Origin of the sequence: Actinomadura bangladeshensis (genome assembly GCF_004348335.1) — a bacterium.
In the GTDB taxonomy this organism is placed as follows: domain Bacteria; phylum Actinomycetota; class Actinomycetes; order Streptosporangiales; family Streptosporangiaceae; genus Spirillospora; species Spirillospora bangladeshensis.
In genome coordinates this window covers 1-17,904 of the sequence record NZ_SMJW01000003.1, presented here as the reverse complement: position 1 = coordinate 17,904, position 17,904 = coordinate 1, and the positions used below count along the sequence as shown (strand labels likewise).

19 protein-coding genes are annotated in these 17,904 nt (G+C 73.4%); 16 read left to right on the top strand and 3 right to left on the bottom strand.

Annotated features, from left to right (window positions below; translation table 11 throughout):
* Positions 1-222 precede the first annotated feature (222 nt).
* The 7 genes from E1284_RS01265 to E1284_RS01240 all read left to right on the top strand — a co-directional run bounded on the left by E1284_RS01265 (position 223) and on the right by E1284_RS01240 (position 5,802).
* Entirely contained in the window at positions 223-432 is a 210-nt protein-coding gene (locus E1284_RS01265) for a helix-turn-helix domain-containing protein (RefSeq protein ID WP_165965080.1), read from the top strand.
* Between the two features lie 50 nt (positions 433-482).
* A complete protein-coding gene (locus E1284_RS01260; protein WP_131936105.1) occupies positions 483-1,430 on the top strand; it encodes a hypothetical protein in 948 nt (315 codons plus the stop codon).
* A 10-nt stretch (positions 1,431-1,440) separates the two neighbouring features.
* Positions 1,441-1,788 (top strand): hypothetical protein, encoded by a 348-nt coding sequence (locus tag E1284_RS01255; protein ID WP_131936103.1) that lies wholly within the window; start codon positions 1,441-1,443, stop codon positions 1,786-1,788.
* Between the two features lie 175 nt (positions 1,789-1,963).
* On the top strand, positions 1,964-2,134 hold the full coding sequence (locus E1284_RS41135) for a hypothetical protein (RefSeq protein ID WP_165965079.1): 171 nt from the start codon (positions 1,964-1,966) through the stop codon (positions 2,132-2,134).
* Between the two features lie 52 nt (positions 2,135-2,186).
* Complete coding sequence (locus tag E1284_RS01250; RefSeq protein WP_131936101.1) at positions 2,187-2,558, top strand: peptidoglycan-binding domain-containing protein; 372 nt, start codon at positions 2,187-2,189, stop codon at positions 2,556-2,558.
* Positions 2,559-2,651: 93 nt separating this feature from the next.
* Positions 2,652-3,785: an enolase C-terminal domain-like protein gene (locus tag E1284_RS01245; RefSeq protein WP_131936099.1), complete on the top strand. Its 1,134-nt coding sequence runs from the start codon at positions 2,652-2,654 to the stop codon at positions 3,783-3,785.
* Between the two features lie 283 nt (positions 3,786-4,068).
* The gene (locus E1284_RS01240; RefSeq protein ID WP_207923485.1) at positions 4,069-5,802 is read left to right on the top strand and encodes a heterodisulfide reductase-related iron-sulfur binding cluster; all 1,734 of its coding nucleotides are present in this window, start codon (positions 4,069-4,071) and stop codon (positions 5,800-5,802) included.
* Positions 5,803-5,853: 51 nt separating this feature from the next.
* Here the strand turns inward: E1284_RS01240 and E1284_RS01235 are convergent, their stop codons facing one another.
* Positions 5,854-6,369: a nitroreductase family protein gene (locus tag E1284_RS01235; protein ID WP_131936095.1), complete on the bottom strand. Its 516-nt coding sequence runs from the start codon at positions 6,367-6,369 to the stop codon at positions 5,854-5,856.
* A 192-nt stretch (positions 6,370-6,561) separates the two neighbouring features.
* Between E1284_RS01235 and E1284_RS01230 the strand changes: the two genes are divergently transcribed.
* The 5 genes from E1284_RS01230 to E1284_RS01210 all read left to right on the top strand — a co-directional run bounded on the left by E1284_RS01230 (position 6,562) and on the right by E1284_RS01210 (position 11,563).
* Positions 6,562-7,629 (top strand): S1C family serine protease, encoded by a 1,068-nt coding sequence (locus E1284_RS01230; RefSeq protein WP_131936093.1) that lies wholly within the window; start codon positions 6,562-6,564, stop codon positions 7,627-7,629.
* 93 nt (positions 7,630-7,722) lie between these two features.
* Positions 7,723-8,388 (top strand): TetR/AcrR family transcriptional regulator, encoded by a 666-nt coding sequence (locus E1284_RS01225; RefSeq protein ID WP_131936091.1) that lies wholly within the window; start codon positions 7,723-7,725, stop codon positions 8,386-8,388.
* Positions 8,378-9,286: an ABC transporter ATP-binding protein gene (locus tag E1284_RS01220; protein ID WP_131936089.1), complete on the top strand. Its 909-nt coding sequence runs from the start codon at positions 8,378-8,380 to the stop codon at positions 9,284-9,286. The genes E1284_RS01225 and E1284_RS01220 overlap by 11 nt, the downstream gene beginning before the upstream one ends.
* Entirely contained in the window at positions 9,283-10,944 is a 1,662-nt protein-coding gene (locus E1284_RS01215; protein WP_131936087.1) for an ABC transporter permease, read from the top strand. Before E1284_RS01220 ends, E1284_RS01215 begins: the two co-directional genes overlap by 4 nt.
* A gap of 16 nt (positions 10,945-10,960) precedes the next feature.
* Complete coding sequence (locus E1284_RS01210; RefSeq protein ID WP_243714183.1) at positions 10,961-11,563, top strand: LOG family protein; 603 nt, start codon at positions 10,961-10,963, stop codon at positions 11,561-11,563.
* A gap of 16 nt (positions 11,564-11,579) precedes the next feature.
* Here E1284_RS01210 and E1284_RS01205 read toward each other — a convergent pair whose 3' ends face one another.
* Together E1284_RS01205 and E1284_RS01200 are read right to left on the bottom strand one after the other, a co-directional pair.
* Positions 11,580-13,385 carry a thiamine pyrophosphate-requiring protein gene (locus E1284_RS01205; protein ID WP_131936085.1) on the bottom strand — a complete coding sequence of 602 codons (1,806 nt, stop codon included), beginning with the start codon at positions 13,383-13,385 and terminating at the stop codon, positions 11,580-11,582.
* A gap of 34 nt (positions 13,386-13,419) precedes the next feature.
* A complete protein-coding gene (locus E1284_RS01200; RefSeq protein ID WP_131936083.1) occupies positions 13,420-14,445 on the bottom strand; it encodes an SDR family oxidoreductase in 1,026 nt (341 codons plus the stop codon).
* A 115-nt stretch (positions 14,446-14,560) separates the two neighbouring features.
* On the opposite strand from E1284_RS01200, the gene E1284_RS01195 reads away from it, so the two are divergent.
* The 4 genes from E1284_RS01195 to E1284_RS01180 all read left to right on the top strand — a co-directional run bounded on the left by E1284_RS01195 (position 14,561) and on the right by E1284_RS01180 (position 17,893).
* Positions 14,561-15,034, top strand: coding sequence for a CBS domain-containing protein (locus E1284_RS01195; RefSeq protein ID WP_131936081.1), 474 nt, complete (start codon positions 14,561-14,563; stop codon positions 15,032-15,034).
* Positions 15,035-15,264: 230 nt separating this feature from the next.
* Positions 15,265-16,260: a Gfo/Idh/MocA family protein gene (locus E1284_RS01190; protein ID WP_131936079.1), complete on the top strand. Its 996-nt coding sequence runs from the start codon at positions 15,265-15,267 to the stop codon at positions 16,258-16,260.
* Positions 16,257-17,237, top strand: a complete 981-nt coding sequence (locus E1284_RS01185; protein ID WP_131936077.1) for an inorganic phosphate transporter — start codon at positions 16,257-16,259, stop codon at positions 17,235-17,237. Before E1284_RS01190 ends, E1284_RS01185 begins: the two co-directional genes overlap by 4 nt.
* Positions 17,234-17,893, top strand: a complete 660-nt coding sequence (locus E1284_RS01180; protein ID WP_165965078.1) for a DUF47 domain-containing protein — start codon at positions 17,234-17,236, stop codon at positions 17,891-17,893. Before E1284_RS01185 ends, E1284_RS01180 begins: the two co-directional genes overlap by 4 nt.
* The last annotated feature ends 11 nt before the right edge of the window (positions 17,894-17,904 follow it).

The window sequence follows — 17,904 nt, the reverse complement described above, 5'->3', positions numbered from 1 at the left end:
CTCGTGTCGCGGGGTGACGGCCTGACACGGTGCGTAAGTGTAGCGGAGCAAAACGGACTTTGACGAGTCGTAACGCGTTTTGGGGCCCCTGCATCGGATGCCTGCACAACGGAATGCATCGAACAACACATGGCATGGTTAAAACGCGTCTTGAAGCTGCACGACGCGCTGAGATGCGTTACGCTTCCGGTCATGTCAAGCTCTCCAGGCAGCGAGATCCCCATGGAACGGCTTCTGTACACACCGCAGGAAGCCGCAGAGATCACGTCGTTCACCCGTGACTGGCTCGTCCGGGCAGCGAGCCGGGGAGAGATACCGCATCGCCGCTACGGCAAGCGCCTGTTCCGGTTCGCCCATGAGGACCTTGAAGCGATCAAGGACATGGGGGCGTGCCCGGTCGAGCCGGCCGAACGCTGGGATCGGTCGAACTGATCTCCCACGGGTGCCGAGACCCGTACGAAGCCCCGCAGAAGGAACGCCACATGAGCACCGCACCACCCTCTCCCGTGAACTGGCTGAGTCAGGGCACCATCAACGGCCTCGCCGCGTCCGTCGCCGAGCACGAGGTCGCGATCGAACGGGCCCACGAGGAACTCGAGAACCACCGCAAGGCCGCCTTCCAGGTGATGGAGGTCCTGCACCGGCACCAGGGGCTGGCCGCCGAGGCCAAGTTCCTGCTGACGATCGCGCACGGTGCCGCGCCCATCCCGTCGCCCGGTGAGATCCGCGAGGTCGCCGGCGAGGAGGAGGGGCTCGGCCTCGCGATCGGCAGCATCCGGATGGCGCTGCCGGCGGACGCCTCCGCCGCCCAGTTCGGGCACCTGGCCGAGTCGATGCGCGCCCTGTACGCGGCGGCGCACGTCGTCGCCCTGCACGCCGACGAGCGGGCGCGCACCGGCGCCCCGCCGCCGCCCCTCATGCCGGAACCGGACGTCCCGGTCGGCGTCCCCCGCGCCCTCGCCTCCCTGATGGGCCGCCAGGTCCGCGTGGACAACGCCGACGGCACCCACGAGACCGGCCTGCTCAGCTCCGTCGAAGGGGGGCAGCTCACCCTCCTCGACGAGGACGGCGTCCCCAGCGCGTGGCCGCTGCTGGACGAAGTCCTCGCGGTCCGGGCCTGGCCGCCCGCCGATGAGGCGGACGCGCCGGACACGCACAGGCCGGCCCCCGACCTGGCGGGCCTCGGCCTGCGGGACGCCGACGCGCAGGACGCGGCCGTGCAGGACGCGGCCGCGCAGGACCCGGACATGCAGGACCCGGGCATGCAGGACCCGGACATGCAGGACGGCGACGCGCAGGACGCGGCCGTCCAGCAACCCCCCGGACACCAGACCCCCCAACGGGAGCCGGCGCGGGCCCAGTCGCGCGCCGGGGGCGTGGTGTCCCTGGTGCGGCGGAGCGGACGGTCCAGAAGCGCCGCCGGAATGTGAGGTGGACGCGGTGAGTGGTGAACAGGCCGCCGCACTGGTCGCGGCGATCATGCTGGGCCTGCTGGCGTACGCCGTGCGGCGCCGCCGGCGGATGTCCTGGAAGGCGTCGGAGACGATCGCGCAGCTCGGCCGGGCGGAGAAGGCCGTCCGGCTCATCGCCTCGCAGCGCGACGAGGCGGTGGCGGCGCGGCACCGGGCCGAGGCGCTCGGGACGGCCGCCCGCCGCGAACACCGCTCGCTGACCGAAGCCTGCTACGACCTGGCGAAGCGCTGGGAGTCGCTGTCCCGCGACGACACCGGCGCGCACGCCGAGCAGCTCCGCCGCGTCGTCCGGCTGCACAGCTGGGACGGACGCTGAGCGACTGCCGAAGTCCATGTCGTCCCCCGCCGTGGGGGGAAGGGGACGACCTCCTGCGGCGGGTCTCGGATGGGGGAGGAGATCCGCCGCCGCCGGCGGCCACGCCGGCCACCCGGGCGTGGCCGCCGGCCATTCATTCGATCACCCATGCGTGCGACAGAGACGGAACTGAGACATGACCTTGCACGAGCCCGAGATCGCGCCCCTCCCCGGACGCTCCCGGGTCTGGACGGAACTGGCGGTCATCGTGTGCGTCATCGCGCTGGCCCTGATCGGCGCGATCGTGATCGGCGTCGAAATGTCCCGGCTGGCCGCGTCGCCGGGACCCTGCCTGGCACCGCGCTGACCCGCGGATCGCGCCCGACATCGGCACAGAGAGAAGACGAACGGTGGATTCGATGAGTCAAGACGTGATGGGGACGACGGGCGCGGCGGCCGAGTACGCCGCGCCGATCCAGTGGGCACCCTGGCTGCAGCGGGGGCTCGGCGGCAAGCACCGCCGGCCGCGCCGCACCATCGTCCAGCTGGTGAAGGGCATGCCGGCGTTCCCGCGCCGGACGCTGAAGTACGAGGGCCCGGGCATGCCGATCATGCACGGCATGGACGTCGAGCAGTGGCAGCGGCAGGCGTGCAAGAAGGGGTACACGCTGCGCGTCGACGGCTGGTACGGGCCGCGGTCGAGCAAGGTCGCCAAGTCGCTGCAGCAGCGCGCGGGCATTCCGGACGACGGCGAGATCGACGCCTCGACGTGGGCGGCGACCTGGGAGTGATCCGCCGCCGGCCGGCCCGCGGGCCGGCCGGGTCCGCCCGTTCGTTTCGGCCCCTCCCTCCGCGGTAGTAGACGCTCGTGGAAGGGAGGGGCGATGCGAGCGAGCGCCGAGGTCGAGGTCGAGGGCGTCACCGTCCACGCGTTCGAGGTGCCGACGGACGGGCCGGACGGCATGGAGGAGGACGGCACGCTCCGCTGGGCCTCGACGACCATGGTCCTGGTCGAGGCGCACGCCGGCGGTGAGACGGGGATCGGCTACACCTACGGCGACACGTCCGTCGCCGCGTTCATCGAGTCGAAGCTCGCGCCGGCCGCCCGGGGCGCCGGCGCGCTCGACCCGGCCGCGACCTGGGAGCGGATGTTCGCCGGGATCCGCAACGCCGGGCGTCCCGGCGTCGGGGCGATGGCCGTGTCCGCCGTCGACATCGCGCTGTGGGACCTGAAGGCGAGGCTCCTCGGCCTTCCGCTGGCCACGGTGCTGCCCGCCTTCCACGACCGGGTGCCCGTCTACGGCAGCGGCGGCTTCACGAACTACCCGCTGGACCGGCTCACCGCCCAGCTCGCCGGCTGGGTGGAGCAGGGCATCCCGCGCGTCAAGCTGAAGATCTCGCGGCGGCCGGAGGAGGACCCGCGGCGGCTCACCGCCGTCCGCGAGGCGATCGGCGCCGCGCCCCAGCTGTTCACCGACGCCAACGGGGCCCTGACCCGCAAGGAGGCGCTGTACTGGGCGCGCCGGCTCGCCGACGAGTGGGACGTCCGCTGGTTCGAGGAGCCGGTGTCCTCCGACGACACCACCGGGCTGCGGCAGGTGCGCGAGCAGGGGCCGGGCCGGACCGAGATCGCCGCCGGCGAGTACGGGTTCGTCCTGAAGGACTTCGCCGACCTGCTGGAGGGCCCGGCCGTCGACTGCCTCCAGGCCGACGTCACCCGCTGCGGCGGCGTCACCGGCCTCCTGCAGATCGCCGGGATGTCGGCGGCGCGGCAGATCGACCTGTCGGCGCACTGCGCGCCCGCGGTGTCCGCGCACGCGTTCTGCGCGGTGCGGCGGCTCCGCCACCTGGAGTACTTCCACGACCACGTCCGCGTGGAGCACCTGCTCTTCGACGGGAACCTCAGCCCGGCGGACGGCGCGCTCCGCCCCGCGCCCGGCCGGCCGGGCCTCGGCCTGGAGGTCAAGTGGGACGACGCGGAGCGGTACCGGGTGCACGGCGCCCGCCCGCGGGCCTAGCGGCGCCCGCCCGGCGGGCCCGGCGAACGAACGACGATCGGAGCGACGTACATGGCGAAGACGCATGTGGCCGAGACGCGGCAGGTGCCGGCGAAGACGGTGCCCGCGGCCCCCGGGCCGCCGCGCGGCCGGCAGGTGGTGCAGGTCCGGAAGCTGGCCCGCGCGCTGGAGAAGGCGGTCGAGGGGGAGGTGCGCTTCGACGCCGGGCCGAAGGCCATGTACGCCAACGATCGTCCACGCCCTGGAGGTCGTCACCTACGGCGGCGACCGGTTCTGGGTCGGGGTGGACGAGGAGAAGGACCTCGACGCCATCATCGCGGCGGGCGGCCGCAAGGGCGAGATCTACGCGGCGCTGCGCGACCTGCGCGACCTGCGGGACCGGTACGCGGACGCGATCCGCGCCGGATTCCCTTCGGTGGCCGAGATGCCGCGCCGCGTGTCGGGATTCAACCTGGACGAGCTGCTGCCGGAGAAGGGGTTCAACGTCGCCCGCGCGCTGTGCGGCACGGAGAGCACGTGCGCGACCGCCCTGCAAGCGGTGCTGCTGCTCACCCCGGCGCTGCTGCAGCGGACGCTCGTCGTCGTCGAGTACGCCGACATCGCCGACGCGGCCGAGCACACCGGTGAGATCGTCGAGAAGTTCCGGCCGATCGGGCTGGAGGCGCTCGACGACCAGCTCATCGAGGACCAGCGCCGGCAGGGCAAGAACATCGCCGACATCCAAGAGCTGCCGCTCCAGGACGGCGGCGCGTGGCTGCTCGTCCAGCTCGGCGCCGACGGCTGGCAGTCCAAGGAGGTCGCGGAGTCGCTCGACCTCTGCCTGGCCTGCAAGGGCTGCACGAACGACTGCCCGGTCAACGTCGACATCCCGACGTACAAGTCCGAGTTCCTGTACCACCACTACAAGTCGGTGCGCCGGTGGCGTCCCCGGTACGCGTACGCGTTCGGGTTCATCGACCAGGCGTCCCGGCTCGCGTCCCGCATGCCGGAGGCCGTGAACTTCGCCACCCACACGCCCGGCCTCGCCCGGCTCGCGAAGCTCGTCGCGGGCATCGACCGCAGGCGCCCGCTGCCGCGCTTCGCGCCGATGACGCTGCAGCAGTGGTTCCGCGAGCGGGGCGGTACGACCAACCCGTACGGGCGGCCGGTGGTGCTGTTCCCCGACACGTTCAACAACCACTTCCACACCGACGTCGGCGTCGCGTGCGTCGAGGCGATTGAGGCCGCCGGCTGGAAGGTGGTCATGCCGGAGACGCACGTGTGCTGCGGCCGGCCGCTGTACGACTACGGCTTCCTCGACATGGCCGAGCGCTACCTGTACAACGTGCTGGACGTCCTGCGCCCCCACGTCCGGGCCGGCACGCCCGTCGTCGGGATGGAGCCGAGCTGCCTCGCCGTCTTCAAGGACGAGCTCACCAAGCTCCTTCCCCACGACGACGACGCCGCCCGGCTCGCCGAGCACGCGCACCACTTCGCCGAGTTCTTCCAGACCTATGGAATCCGCCCGCCGGAACTGCCCGGCGGTGGGAAGGCGCTGCTGTGGGGCCACTGCCACCACCGCGCCACCGGCGGCATCGACCCGGAGCAGAAGGTCCTCGAGCAGATGGGGCTGGAGACCGAGAGCCTGAAGGGCGGCTGCTGCGGTCTCGCCGGGTCCTGGGGGTTCGAGAACGGCAAGTACGGCATTTCGATGGACTGCGGCGAGCAGGCCCTGCTGCCCGCCGTCCGGGACGCCGATGACGGCACGGCCATCGTCGCCAACGGCTTCTCCTGCAAGACGCAGATCGAGCACGCGAAGACCGGGCGGCGCGCCCTGCACATCGCGCAGCTCATGCAGCTCGCCGGCGAGAGCGGCGGCCCGATCGGGGGCAGGCCGGAGAAGGCGCGGCGCGCCGGCCGGCCCGCGCCGCCGCTCTCCCGCCGCGCGGCCCGCGTCGGCGCGGCCGTCGGCGCGGGTGCGGTCACCGCGGCGGGAATCGGGCTGGCCCTGCGGCGCCCCGGGACGAGGCGCATGTGACCCTCGCGAACACGGGCCGTCCGGCCGCCCGGGGAGGAGGCGTGACCGCCGCTACCAGCGGCCCACGTGGACGACCTCGTCGAACGGCCTGCGGTCCGGCCGCTTGACGGGCCGCAGCGGACGGCCGGCGGGACGGCCGAGCGCGATCAGCAGCGCGCAGATCCGGTCGCCGGGGATGCCGAGCAGTTCCCGCGCGCGCTGCTGGTCGGACACGGCGGCGTGCCCGCTGCCGATGCCGAGGTCGGCGGCGGCCAGCATCATCGCCATCGTGGCCTGGCCGATGTCGAGCCGCATCCGGTCGCGCTGGGCGGGGTCGTCCTGGACCGGCGCGACGAGGACGATGGTCGCCGCGGAGCCGGCGATGTGCCCGGCGCCCTGCCACACCCCGGACAGCTCCCGCAGCGTCTCCCGGTCGGTGACGAGCACGAAGTCCCACGGCTGCCAGTTGCTCGCGGACGGTGCCCGGCGCCCCGCCTCCAGGATCCGGTCGAGGTCCGCCTTCGCCAGTGGCTCGTCGGTGTAGGTCCGCACGTTGCGCCGCGATGTCAGCGCCTCCCAAGTCTCCACGCCGCCCGGGTACCCGCCGCCCCGCCGGTGAAACGGCCGGTCAGACCGCCGCCAGGACCGCCCCGGACACGATCCCGACCGCGACGACCGCGGCGAACGGGGCGGCGCGGGCGGGGCATGGTGAGGCAAAAACGTGACCTCTTCGGCGGCTGATTCCCGGACGGGGGGAACTGTCCACTCTGGAGGTGGAGCGTGGACAGGAACGCGAAGGTCAGGGCCTGCGCGGTGGCGGTGGCGGGGATGCTGGCGCTGGCGGGGTGCAGCGGAGGGGACGCGGAGAACGCCGCGTCGACGACGGCGCGGACGTCGGCGCCGGTGTCCGGGTCGGCGGCGGACCTGCAGCAGCAGTACGAGAAGGTCGTGGACGCCGTGCTGCCGTCGGTGGTGAAGATCCAGACCGACCGGGCGGAGGGGTCCGGGGTCGTCTACGACGGGCAGGGCCACATCGTCACGAACGCGCACGTGGTCGCCGGGGCGAACAAGATCCAGGTGACGTCGTCCAGCGGCGGCGCCACGCTGAGCGCCGACCTCGTGGGCGCGTTCGCGGCCGACGACCTCGCCGTCCTCAAGGTGAACGGCGGGAACCTCAAGCCGGCGTCGTGGGGCGACTCGGGCAAGGCGCAGGTCGGGCAGATCGTCCTCGCGATGGGCAACCCGCTGGGGCTGTCCGGGAGCGTGACGAACGGGATCGTCTCCGCGCTGCACCGGACGGTGTCCACCAAGGGCGAGGGCGACTTCCAGGGCTCCACCATCGCCGACGCCATCCAGACCAGCGCGGCGATCAACCCGGGCAACAGCGGCGGGGCCCTGGTCACGTTGAGCGGGCAGGTGATCGGCATCCCGACGGCCGCCGCGTCGGACCCGTCGGTCGGCGGGCAGGCGGCCGGCATCGGGTTCGCGACGCCGAGCGGCACCGTCAAGATGATCGTCCCGCAGCTCATCCAGAGCGGGAAGGTGTCGAACTCGGGGCGGGCGGCGCTCGGCGTGACGGTCCGCACGATCGTCGACCCGCAGAGCGGGCAGCGCTCCGCGGTCGCCGTCGTGGAGGTCCAGCGGGGCGGCGGCGCCGCCAAGGCGGGCATCGCGGCGGGCGACCTGATCCTGGCGGTGAACGGCACCGCGACGCCCGACCAGACGGCGCTGTCGTCGGTGCTCGCGAACCTCAAGCCGGGCGACACGGTCAAGGTCGAGATCCAGAAGCAGGACGGATCCAAGAAGACCGTCCAGGTGACGCTCGGGGAGCTGCCCGGCGGCGGGTGACCCGCCGGCCGGTCCGCACCGCTTGACGGTGGCCTGTACAGAGGTACAGTGTACGACTGTACAGGCTACTGAACATGCGTACAGGCGGGGTGGATGGAGCGGAACGAGGACCTGACCGGCCGGGCCCGCATCCGGGACGCGGCGATGCTGCAGTTCGCCGAGCACGGGGTGAAGGGCGCGACCATCCGCGGCATCGCCAAGGCGGCGGGGGTCTCGCCCGCCCTGGTGCAGCACCACTTCGGGACGAAGGAGGCGCTGCGCCAGGCGTGCGACGAGCACGTCATCGCGGTGATCCGCGAGACCAAGCAGGAGGCCCTGAGCGGCGGCATGGGCGACCCCGGCTTCCTGGCGATCGCCATGCGGACGGCCCTGCCCGTCCAGCGGTACCTGGCCCGCTCCCTCACCGACGGCTCGGAGGCGGCGAACACGCTCTTCGACGACGCGGTCGCCTTCTCCGAGGACATCCTCGGGCGCGGCACTCCGGGCATGAACACGCCCAAGACCGACGACCTGCACGCCTACGCCACCGTCATGACGGCGATGAGCGTCGGCATGGTCGTCCTGCACGAGCACCTGTCCCGGGCCCTCGGCGCCGACACGCTCACCGCCGAGGGCTACCCCCGGATGGCGCTCGCGGCGCTGGAAGTCCTGAGCGACGACCTCATGTCGCCCGAACTGGTCGAGCAGGCGCGCGCCTCCCTGAAGACCATGCTCGCCGCCGGCGGGCAGCCCCCCACAAGGAGTACCGGTGACCGCTGACACGCCCCCGATATCCGTATCCGGCCTGGTCAAGAGCTTCGGCCGGACGCGCGCGCTGGACGGTCTCGACCTGACCGTCCGGCAGGGAGAGGTGCACGGCTTCCTCGGCCCGAACGGCGCCGGGAAGTCGACCGCCATCAGGGTCCTGCTCGGCCTGCTGCGCGCGGACGCCGGCACCGTCCGGCTGCTCGGCGGCGACCCCTGGCGGGACGCGACGGAGCTGCACCGCCGGCTCGCCTACGTCCCCGGCGACGTGACGCTGTGGCCGAACCTGTCCGGCGGCGAGGTCATCGACCTGCTCGGCCGGATGCGCGGCGGCATGGACCCGCGCCGCAAGGCCGAACTGCTCGACCGGTTCGAGCTGGACCCGCGCAAGAAGGGCCGCGCCTACTCCAAGGGCAACCGGCAGAAGGTCGGCCTCGTCGCCGCGCTCGCGTCCGACGCCGAGCTGCTGCTGCTGGACGAGCCGACCTCCGGTCTCGACCCGCTCATGGAGGAGGTCTTCCAGGAGTGCGTCCGCGAGGAGCGGCGCGCGGGCCGGACCGTCCTGCTGTCCAGCCACATCCTGTCCGAGGTCGAGGCGCTCTGCGACCGCGTCACGATCATCCGCAGCGGCGTCGCGGTCGAGTCCGGCACGCTCGACGAACTGCGGCACCTGACCCGCACGTCGATCCACGCGGAGCTCGCCGCGCCGCCGGACGGTCTCGCGCTGCCCGGCGCCCACGACGTCCAGATCGACGGGAACACCGTCACGTTCGAGGTGGACACCCCGCAGCTCGACGCGGCGCTCCGCGTGCTGACCGGCATCGGCGTGCGCAGCCTGGTCAGCCGTCCGCCGACGCTGGAGGAGCTGTTCCTGCGGCACTACAAGGACGAGCTGCAGGAGGCCGCACGATGAGCGAAGCGAACCGGGGGGCGCGGGGGGTCGTCCCCCCGCAAAGGACACGCCTGACGGCGCTGACCGGGACCGGCGGGCTGATCCGGTTGATCCTGCGCCGCGACCGGATCCTGCTGCCCGCCTGGTTGGTCTGGATCGCGGTGCTGCCGCTCGGCTTCGTCGGCGCCACCGAGAGCCTCTACCCGGAGGCCGCCGACCGGCTGCAGTACGCGCTGACCACCGGGACGAACCCGACGTTCCTGGCCCTCTACGGGCCGATGTACGGCACCGACCTCGGCAGCATCATCGCGCAGCGCTCCGGGTTCATCCCGGTCGTGGTGGGGCTGATCAGCGCGCTCACCGTCGTCCGGCACACCCGCGCCGAGGAGGAGGCGGGCCGCCGCGAGCTGCTCGGCGCCACCGTCACCGGGCGCGGCGCGGCGCTCGCCGCCGCGCTCATCGTCACGTTCGCGGCGAACCTCGTCCTCGCCGCCCTGCTCACCGCCGGCCTGGCCGGGCAGGGCCTGCCCGTCGCCGGTTCGCTGGCCTTCGGCCTGCAGATGGCCGCCGGCGGCTGCGTCTTCGCGGCCGTCGCGGGCGTCACCGCGCAGCTCGGCGAGAGCGCGGGCACCGCGCGCGGCACGGCGCTCGCCGCGCTCGGCGGCGCGTTCGCGGTCCGGATGGCCGCCGACGTCGGCGGCGCCGGGAACTCGCTGTCCTGGCTCGGCTGGCTGTCGCCGTTCGGCTGGATCAACCGGATCCGCGCCTACGGCGGGGAGCGCTGGTGGACGCTCGCGCTGGTCGTGGCGCTCGTCGCGGTGCTGATGGCCGCCGCCGGCAGGCTGTCGGCGTGCCGGGACGTCGGCGCGGGCGTGCTGCCGCCGAGGCTCGGGCGGGCCGACGCCACGGCCCGGCTGTCCGGGCCGATCGGGCTCGCCTGGCGGCTGCAGAGCCGCCCGCTCTACGGATGGCTCGCCGGCTTCCTCGCGCTCGGCATTGTCTACGGCGCGGTCGCGGGCGGGGTGCGGGAGATGGTGGAGGACAACCCCGACCTGGGGGAGGTCTTCGCCCGGTTGGGTGGCAAGAGCGGCATCACCGACGCCTACTTCGCCTCGGTGATGGGCATGCTCGGCCTGTTCGCGGCGGCCTACGCCGTGTCGGCCACGCTGCGGCTGCGCACCGAGGAGGCCGGGCAGCGCGCCGAGTCGCTGCTCGCCACCGCGACGGGACGGCTGCGCTGGGCGTCGAGCCACCTGCTGTTCTCCCTGCTCGGCCCGGTCGCCGCGCTCACCGTGGCGGGCCTCGCCGCCGGGGTGGCGCACGGCGTCGACACCGGCGACCCCGGCCGCGAGGTACCGCGCGTCCTCGGCGCCGCGCTGGCGCAGCTGCCCGCCGTCTGGCTGGTCGCCGCGATCGCGCTGGCGCTGTTCGGGCTGGTCCCCGGCCTGGCGGCGGGCGGGTCCTGGACGGCCGTCGGCGCCTGCGCCATGGTCACGCTGTTCGGGGCCGCGCTCGGCCTGGAGCAGTGGGCCCTGGACGTCTCGCCGTTCACGCACATCCCGAAGCTGCCGGGCGGGTCGTTCGCGGCGGCGCCCGTGCTCTGGCTGGTGGCGGTCACGGCCGTGCTCGCCGCCGCCGGGCTGGCGGGCTTGCGGCACCGGGACCTCGCGGCGCGCTGACCCGTAAAATTGCCGGGTGACGACCTCGAAATCCCTCGCCGTCTGCGTGTTCTGCTCGTCCAGCGGCACGATCGACCGCCGTTACGTCGAGCTCGCCGCGCAGACCGGTGCCGAACTGGCCCGGCGCGGCCACAGCCTGGTCAGCGGCGGCGCCCAGGTGTCGTGCATGGGCGCCGTCGCCCGCGCCGCGCGGGCCGGCGGCGCCCGGACCGTCGGGGTGATCCCGGAGGGGCTGGTCAGCGTCGAGATCTCCGACGAGGACAACGACGAGCTGATCGTCACGCCGGACATGCGCGCCCGCAAGGGCGAGATGGACCGGCGCAGCGACGCGTTCCTCATCCTGCCGGGCGGCATCGGCACGCTGGAGGAGCTGTTCGAGGTGTGGACGGCCCGGGTCCTCGCGATGCACGAGAAGCCCGTCGTCATCCTCGACCCGACCGGTGTGTACGAGCCGCTCCGCGAACTGATGGTCGGGCTCACCGAGCAGGGCTTCGCCCGTCCCAAGATCTGGGACGCCATCGGCTGGACGGCCACCGTCCCCGAGGCGTTCGACCTCCTGGAGCGGGCGCAGCCCCGCATCGAGTTCTCCCCGGGGGACTACGCCGAGACCCAGCTCTAGCCGGCCGCCGCGCCGGTCAGTCGTGCTTGCGGCCCGGCATGTTCTCGTACATGTCGGTGAGCTTCTGCCGGAAGCCGCGGGCCGCCATGCCGATCTTCTGCGGGTCCTTGAGGCCGGCCTTGACCGCCTTCTTCGCCTGGTCCTTCATGATGTGCGGTGGGATCGGGGCGATCTCGTCGTCCACCACGAACTCGATCACGACGGGACGGTCGCTGGCGAGGGCCTCCTTCCAGGCGTCGGTGACCTTCTTCGGCTTGTCGCAGTAGATGCCCTTGAGGCCGCACAGCTCGGCGTACTTGGCGTACTCGAAGTCCGGGATGTGCTGCGAGCCCTTGAACTTGGGGTCGCCGCCCATCGCGCGCTGCTCCCAGGTGACCTGGTTGAGGTCCTGGTTGTTGAACACGGCGAAGACCAGCGGCGGGGAGCCGGCCAGCCGGTCGGCGTACCGCTTGACGGTGAGCATCTCGTTCATGCCGTTCATCTGGAACGCGCCGTCGCCGACGAAGCAGATGACCGGGCGGTCCGGGAACGCGAACCGGGCGGCGATCGCGTACGGGACGCCGGGGCCCATCGTGGCGAGCGTCCCCGACAGCGACGCCTGCATCCCGTCGCGGAGCTTGATGTGCCGGGCCCACCAGTTGGTGGCCGACCCCGAGTCGGCGGTGAGGATGGCGCCGTCCGGCAGCAGCGGGGACACCTCGTGCGCGACGGCCTGCGGGTTGATCTTCCCCTCGAAGCTCTGCCCGGCGCGCTTGGCCATCACCGTGTTCCAGGTGCGGACGTTCTCCTCGATCTCCTTGCGCCAGGACCGGTCCTTCTTGCGCTCCAGCAGCGGGATCAGCTCCCTGAGCGTCTCCTTGGCGTCCCCGACGACGTGCGCGTCCATCGGGTAGCGGATGCCGATCATGCGGCCGTCGATGTCGATCTCGACGCCCTTGCAGCTGCCCTCGTCCGGCAGCCACTCGGCGTACGGGAAGCTCGTGCCGATCATGAACAGCACATCGCAGTTCATGATCATCTCATCGCTGGCCTTGGAGCCGAGCAGCCCGATCGGGCCGGTGACGAACGGCAGGTCGTCCGGCAGCACCTCGCGGCCGAGCAGCGCCTTGGCGACGCCCGCGCCGAGCAGCTCGGCGGTCTCGATCAGCTCCGCGTGCGCGTTCGCCGCGCCCTGGCCGACCAGCATGGCGACCTTCTTGCCCTCGTTGAGGATCCGCGCGGCCTTGTGCAGCTCCTCCTTGTTCGGCAGAACGCGCGGCTGGCTCCACCCCACGCTGGAGTACACCGCGCCGTGCTCCTTCGGCGGCGAGGGCACCGCCTCCGACTCCTGAACGTCCTCCGGGATGATGATCGTCGCGACGCCGCGGGTGGTCAGCGCCGTCTTGAACGCCCGGTCGATGACGTGCCGCATCTGCCCGGGTTCCATGACGATCTGGCAGTACTCCGACACATCGGAGAACAGGTTCTCCAGGTTCACCTCCTGCTGGTAGTGGGTGCCCTGGGAGAGCCGCTTCTGCTGCCCGATGATCGCGACGACCGGCTGGTGGTCCAGCTTGGCGTCGTACAGCCCGTTCAGCAGGTGGATCGCGCCGGGACCGGACGTCGCCGTGCAGACGCCGACCTCGCCGGTGAACTTGGCGTGCGCGCAGGCCATGAACGCGGCCATCTCCTCGTGCCGCGTCTGGATGAACTCGGGCCTGCCCTCGGCGCGGTCGAACGCGCCGAGCATCCCGTTGATGCCGTCGCCGGGGTACCCGTAGACCCGCTCGATGCCCCACTCGGTCAGCCGCTGGAGGACGTAGTCGGCCACTTGCTGCGCCATTGATCTCTCCTTCGTCGTGATGTCGTCGTGCCCGTCAGCGCCGCAGCAGCTTCGCCGCGCCGACCGCCGCACCAGCGGCGGCACCGGCCGTCGCGGCCCCCACCAGGTACTTGTGCTGCCCCGCCCACAGCTGCGGACTCGTCCCGTGCGCCCGCTCGTCGAACCGGCCGTGGCTCCCGTGGTCCTCGCCGGAGGGGCCGTCGGCGGGCTCCCACAGGTTCGCCGGGCGGCCTGGACGCGCGTCCTCGTCGGTGTGCTGCGACGCGAAGCCAGTCCGCGCGAGGTAGCGGTCCAGCAGGCCGGCCGCGAGCTTGTTGCCGAGGATGGTGCCGACCGAGCTGGCGCCGACCCAGTACTCGCGGCGCGCGGGGTGCTCGGCGGCGTACAGCAGCGCGTCCGCCGCGACCTCCGGCTGGTAGATGGGCGGGACGGGCTGCGGGCGCTTGCGCAGCCGCGACAGGACCCAGTCGAACTGCGGGGTGTTGACCGCCGGCATCTGCACCATCGTCACCTTCACGCCGCTGCCCTCGTGCATCAGCTCGGTCCGCAGCGATTCGTGGAAGCCCTTGATGGCGTGCTTGGCGCCGCAGTAGGCGCTCTGCAGGGGGATGCCGCGGTAGGCCATCGCCGACCCGCACTGGACGATGACGCCGCGGTCGCGCGGCATCATCCGGCGCAGCGCGGTCCGGGTGCCGTTGACGTACCCGAGGTAGGTGACCTCGGTGGTGCGCTCGAACTCCGCCGGCTCGATCTCCCAGAACGGTGCCAGCACCGAGGAGAACGCCACGTTCACCCACACGTCGATGGGGCCGAGCTCGTACTCGGCCCGCCGCGCGGCATCCTCCACCTGGTCCATGTCGGCCATGTCGACGCTGATGGGGAGCGCCCGGCCGCCGGCCGCGGCCACGTCGGCGGCGGCGCCGTCCAGGCCCTTCTCGCCGCGCGCCAGCAGCGCGATCCGCGCGCCGCGCCGGGCGAACGCCACCGCGGCGGCCCGGCCGATGCCGCCGCTGGCACCGGTGAGCACGACGACGCTGTCCTTGCCGATCTTGTGTTTCATCACGCTCCCACGGCGGCCGGATCCGGTACAGAGACCCACTGCCCGCAGCAAGGGCTCTGTAACGCGGCGGCCCGCCGCCGGGCGCCCTGCGGGCGGCCTCCGCTACCGTCGTGGGGTGCGCGCCCGTGACCTCGCCGCCGAGTACCCGACCGTGACGCCCGCGGACTCCGCGCTGGACGCCGCCCGGCTCGTGGCCGCGCAGGGGCTGCCCGGCCTCGTCGTGGTGGACGGGCGGCGGCGCGCGGTCGCGGTGGTCCCCGGCTCGCGGCTGCTGTCCCGGATCGTCCCGCCGCACGTGCGCGACGACCCGACGCTCGCCCGCGTCTACGACGAGCGCCACGCCGACCGGCTGGCCGCCCGGCTCACCGGCCGCACCGTCGCCGAGCTGCTGGAGGACGAGCCGATGCCGCTCCCCGTCGTCGGCCCGGACGCCACCGTGATGGAGATCGCGAGCGCCATGGCGGGCGCCCGCAGCCCCGTGGTCGCGGTCACCGACGACGCGCGGCACCCCGGCAAGGGCGCCGTGATCGGCGTCGTCACCGCCTCCCACCTGCTGAGCCGCCTCCTCCCCGCGCCCGGCGACGACTGACCCCGACCCGCCGGACCCGCTCCCGCACCGCGCCGCCGGCGCGGTTTCAGGTTGCGATGACATCAAGTCAGAACGTCTAGATGTAAGAACAAAGTATTGACTGCCCGTCCGGCTCGGGCTACAAATGTGCCTCAAGCCACATGAAGATGACGAGAAGGTGAACGGCCGGTGTCCGCCATCGGTCCACCCGGTGAACTCGCCATCCGATCGGACGGGTCTTGGGAGGCACCATGCGGGTCGGACTGTTGGGCGCGGGGCGGATCGGGGCGTGGCACGCCCGGTTCCTCGGCGGGCATCCCCAGGTGGACGCCCTCCTGATCGGCGACGCCGACGTCCGGCGCGCCGCGGCGCTCGCCGGGCCGATGGGCGCCGGTGCCGGCGACCCGGACGCCGTGCTCGCCGCCGGGCTCGACGCGGTCGTGATCGCCACCCCCACCGACACGCACGCCGAGCTGCTCGGGCGCGCCTGCGACGCGGGCGTCCCCGCGTTCTGCGAGAAGCCCGTCGCCCCCGACCTGAGCACGACGCTGGCCGTCCGCGACCGCGCCGCCAAGGCCGGCGTCCCGGTGCACATCGGCTTCCAGCGCCGGTTCGACGCGGGCTACACGGCGGCGCGCCGGGCCGTCCTCGACGGGCGCCTCGGCGCGCTGCACCGCGTCCACCTCGTCACCGCGGACCCGGCGCCGCCGCCCGCCGAGTACGTCCGCTCGTCCGGCGGGATCTTCCGCGACTGCCACATCCACGACTTCGACATCCTGCGCTGGGTCACCGGCCGCGAGGTCGAGGCGGTGACCGCCGTCGGCGCCAACCGCGGCGACGCGTGCTTCGCGGCGGCCGGCGACGTGGACACGAGCGCCGCCGTCCTGGAGATGGACGACGGGACGATCGCCACGCTGCAGGGCTCCCGGTACAACGGGGCCGGCTACGACGTCCGCATGGAGCTGGCCGGCACCGACGCCACCTGGGTGGTCGGGCTGGACGAGCGCGCGCCGCTCCGGTCGGCCGAGCCCGGCGTCGACTGGCCCTCCGGCGACCCGTGGACCGACTTCCAGGAGCGCTTCGACCCCGCCTACGCGAACGAGATTGGAACGTTCCTAGAGGTGGCGAAGGGCAACGCGCCGAGCCCCTGCACCGTGGACGAGGCGCTGGAGGCGTTCCTCGTCGCCGAGGCCGCCACGCTGTCGCTGCACGAGGGCCGCCGGGTCGCGCTGGCGGAGCTGCGATGATCTGGGCGGTGGCGTTCGCCGCGGTGGCGCTGGCCTTCGTCTGGGTCACCGGGGTCAACGACGGCGCGGCCCTGCTCGGGCTGAGCGGCCGCTACCCCCGATCGTCCGGGCCGCTGCTGCTGGCGCTGGTGCTCGTGCCGCTGGTGCTCGTCCCGCAGTGGACGGTCGCGGTCGCGCGGACGTTCACCGAAGGGCTCACCGACCTCGGCGACCGGCGCGGCGCGCTCGCCTTCCTGCTCGGCGTGACCGTCGCGCTCGCCGTCGTCGCCGCGCTGTCGCGGCGCGGGCTGCCGACCAGCCTGACCCTCGCGATCGTCGGCGGCATCGGCGGCGCCGGGCTCGGCATGGGGCTGGACGTCTCCTGGCGCGGCCTCGCCCTCGTCCTCGCCATCGGCGCGGCGGCCCCGCTCGTCGGCACGTCCGTCGGCTACGCGCTCGGGCTCGCCTCCCGGCGGATCCCGTCCTTCACCGGCATGCCCGGCGCCGTGCGGACCGCGCACGTCCTCGCCTACAGCGCCCAGTGCGCCGCCTACGCCGCCAACGACGGGCAGAAGATGCTCGCCGTCGTCAGCGTGGCGCGGCACGTCGTGTCCACCCGGCGGCTCGGCGCGATCGGGCCCGTCCAGCCCACCCCGGTGGTGCTCATCGCGATCGCCGTCGTGTTCTGCGCCGGCGCGCTCAGCGCCGTCCACCGGGTGGGGGAGCGGCTCGGCCGCGGGCTCGTGCTCGCCCGGCCGCTGCACGTCGTCTCCACCGAGGCGGCGGCGGCCGCGTCCGTCGCGGCCAGTTCGATCGCGGGCGCGCCGGTCAGCATGACCCAGTCGGTCACGGCCGGGGTCGTCGGCGTCGCCGCCAGCGAGGGCGCCGCACGGGTGCGCTGGCAGAACGTCCTCGGCATCGGCGCGGCCTGGGTGTTCACCCTCCCGCTCGCGTTCGCCGGGGGCGTCCTCGGCGGCCTGGCGGTGAGGACGCTGTGAGCGCCGCCGTCCGCCCCGCGCGCCGGCTGAGGCTCGTCTGGGACGACCTGCGCGGCCGGTCCGGCGACCGGGTCATCGGGCAGGTCGCCCGGCAGGTCAGCGCCGCCCGCGACGGCGCCGAGCTGGCCCGCGAGCTCGCCGCCGGGCGGGTCCCCTCCGCGGCGGCCCGCGCCCGGATGGCCGAGATCGAGCACGCCGGGGACGCCGAGCGGGCCGCGCTCGCCGCGATGCTGCGCGGCGTCCTCGCCACCCCCATCGACCGGGAGGACCTCTACCGGCTCTCCCGCTCCGTCGACGACGTCCTGGACAACCTCCGCGACTTCGTCCGCGAGGCCGACATGTTCGGGCCGCCCGGACTCGGCTTCGCCGTCCCGCCGCTGGAGGCGGTGCTGGAGGGGCTGACCGCCCTCGACGCCGCCGTCCGGAAGGTCCTCGCCGAGCCCGCCGCCGTCACGATCGCGGCATTGGGCGCGCGCAAGGCCGGCAACCGCGTCCGGGAGAACCGGCAGGCCGCGCTCGCGCGGCTGTTCGCCGGCCCGCTCGACATCGACGTCCTGCGCAGGCGCGAGCTGCTCGACCGGCTGGACGCGGTGGGGCGGCGCCTGGGCGACGCCGCCGACGCGCTCTCGGACGCGATGCTCAAACGCAGTCACTGACCACCCCGCAC